The 2,663-nt window shown below is 55.3% G+C and carries 2 protein-coding genes; both read left to right on the top strand.

Annotated features, from left to right (window positions below; genetic code table 11):
- Positions 1–707: 707 nt before the first annotated feature.
- Positions 708–1,223, top strand: coding sequence for a lipoprotein (locus EPO09_RS21920; RefSeq protein ID WP_290646702.1), 516 nt, complete (start codon positions 708–710; stop codon positions 1,221–1,223).
- A 179-nt stretch (positions 1,224–1,402) separates the two neighbouring features.
- Complete coding sequence (locus tag EPO09_RS22375; protein WP_367200105.1) at positions 1,403–1,948, top strand: metal-dependent hydrolase; 546 nt, start codon at positions 1,403–1,405, stop codon at positions 1,946–1,948.
- Positions 1,949–2,663 lie beyond the last annotated feature (715 nt).

Here is a 2,663-nt window from a genome sequence, read left to right as displayed (position 1 = left end):
CAGGTTTCCGTGTTTTCAACACCCTCTCCTGCGCTCACCAGCCTAACTGGTCGTTCAACGCGGACGCCAATACAGGCCATGCCTTCGGCATTTTCATGGCCTGTATTGGTACCCTCCGCGCTTCGCGCTCCGGCGCCGGTTAACTAGGGCGTTAGGCTCCGGATGATCAGGCACGCCCGAACACTGGCCGCATTTGTTTTTGCAAACTCTATGTCGCTGGTTGTCTCCACTTTTTTAGCAAGTCTTGCATCTCTGCCCTTCGCACTGCTTGGCGGCTACCTAGCCAACCAGTGGCTCGATAGCCCATCTGGCACCCAAACAGATATATCCTCATCAATCCATGGCGTTGGCATATGTCTGGGGGTGCTTGGCGGATTCTCTGCCGCACTTCTGGTGTCACTAGCCATTATCTTTCCGCGGGTCTGTCGTGTCATAGATAACAAGTTCTTTCCGAATGCCAAGCCCAGGTCGCACATGCGGACTGACACATGAAAATCGGCGGCGCGTCTTCATTCACCAGCGCAAGTGCAACCATACGGTGCCATACTGAAACTGAAAATTCAGCGCCTAACTGGGCGGTCAAGCCGACGCCAACACTGGCCATGGCTTCGCCATTTTCATGGCCAGTGTCGGTACCCTCCGCCCTTACGGGCTCCGGCGCCGCTTACCTTGGGCGTTAGGCCTCTTCAAACACTCATCAGCGTCACATGAAAAAATTCGTTTCTCTACTGGGCATACTTTTGATCGTTACCGGCTGTGCCACAGCACCAGACTCGCTCGAGCCAACGTCGCTTAAAAGAGCAACTAGCACCGAAGTGCTGCATGTCAAGGCAATTTCATTACGGGACGATCAAATCGCTTTGGCGCCCGGTGACTACAAGGCCGAGCTCGAAGATTCGAATGGAACGTTCTACCGAGGTCCCGGCAACTGCTTCCGAATCCTGCGGGACACCTACCAGGGAGGCATCTACGTCACCAACAGCACAGGCACAAAAAAATATCGCCTGTATTACTACAAGACAGCCAACGCGGTCCCCATGGACACCACACAAACACAATCAATTGTCGAAAGCACAGCCCCCAAGGCCCCCATCGTGTCTGGTGCTGTCGGAGGAGCCATTGGCGCAGGCATCGTTGATTACATGAAAACCATGAACGATGGAAAGCTCATGCTCCTACAGCCAATCGACGGAATCAACTATGCGGAACTTGTGAAGAAGTAATTTGAGCCCCTTTATTACCAATGTCTCCGGCCAAAACACTATTCCACTTCACGCCCCAGCCTAACTGGTCGTTCAACGCGGACGCCAACACAGGCCATGCCTTCGGCATTCTCATGGCCTGTGTCGGTACCCTCCGCACTTCGTGCTCCGGCGCCGGTTAACTAGGGCGTTAGGCCTTCATGCCAACCATAATCACTCACGCAGCAGTCCCAATTGCGGCCGCACTGGCCCTGGGTAAAGGGCGAGTCAACTCAAAGTTGCTTGCTCTCGGCGTTGTAGCGTCGATGCTTCCAGACCTTGACGTTCTGGCGTTTCGTTTAAACATCGCATACTCACACGACCTCGGACACCGAGGAGCGAGCCACTCTCTGTTCATTGCGCTGGCTCTAGGGTTGCTAGCGAGCACAATAGCCCCAAGCCTTGGCTTCTCGCGAATGAAAGCGCTTGCTTTCGTCTTCTTCTCGGCGGCCTCTCACGGTCTGCTCGACATGCTGACAAACGGAGGCCTTGGAGTTGCAATTTGGTGGCCGTGGACGAATGAGCGCTACTTCTTTCCGTGCCAAGTCATTGAAGCATCCCCTCTTAGCCTCCGGCGGGTCTTTGGCCCTGCTGGGTTTGCCGTTGTAAAGTCTGAACTTCTATGGGTTTGGCTGCCCGCACTTGGCACTGCTTTACTGGCGCGGCAATGGCTGAACGCCAGGCGCCCTGAGCCAATTGCGCATTAATAAGAAAAGGAAGGTGTCAGTGTTTTCATCGCCCTCTCCTGCGCGCCGCAGCCTAACTGGTCGTTCAACGCGGACGCCACTACAGGCCATGCCTTCGGCATTTTCATGGCCTGTAGCGGTACCCTCCGCGCTTCGCGCTCCGGCGCCGGTTAACTAGGGCGTTAGGCCTCTCGGGTTGCTCGCCAAATGCCCCACGACATTGCGTTGCTTATGATCGCTTGCTTGGCTGGCGTCGTGCTGGCGTTGGGCACAGTCAGCTTCAGTCGCGTCGATAGGCCCGTGTGGCCAATTCGCTTCTACTTGCTACTCTTCGCCATGAGTCGTTTCCCAATAATTCGCCGCTATGGTGAATCAAGAAAGACGTTCACGTGGCGAGAGCAATTCGCGGTGAGTTGGTTTGTATGGTCGTTTGCTATCTTCATTGGCCTCGTCTTGTTTTCCGGCTGCCCGCGCCATGGTTGTTAAACACCACCTCTGCACGTAACATGCGACTCCAACACCGTGCCTTCGCGCCCCAGCCTAACTGGTCGTTCAACGCGGACGCCACTACAGGCCATGCCTTCGGCATTCTCATGGCCTGTAGCGGTACCCTCCGCACTTCGTGCTCCGTCGCCGGTTAACTATGGCGTTAGGCCCGCAATAACAAGCAATGGGAGAAACTCGTGACAACTGATCTTTGGATGCTCGTTGCGACGGCTTTACTTTGTCTTGGCGT

The sequence above is a fragment of the Aquabacterium sp. genome (assembly GCF_004297345.1).
In the GTDB taxonomy this organism is placed as follows: domain Bacteria; phylum Pseudomonadota; class Gammaproteobacteria; order Burkholderiales; family Burkholderiaceae_C; genus Aquabacterium.
This window is presented reverse-complemented; position numbering and strand designations above follow the sequence as displayed.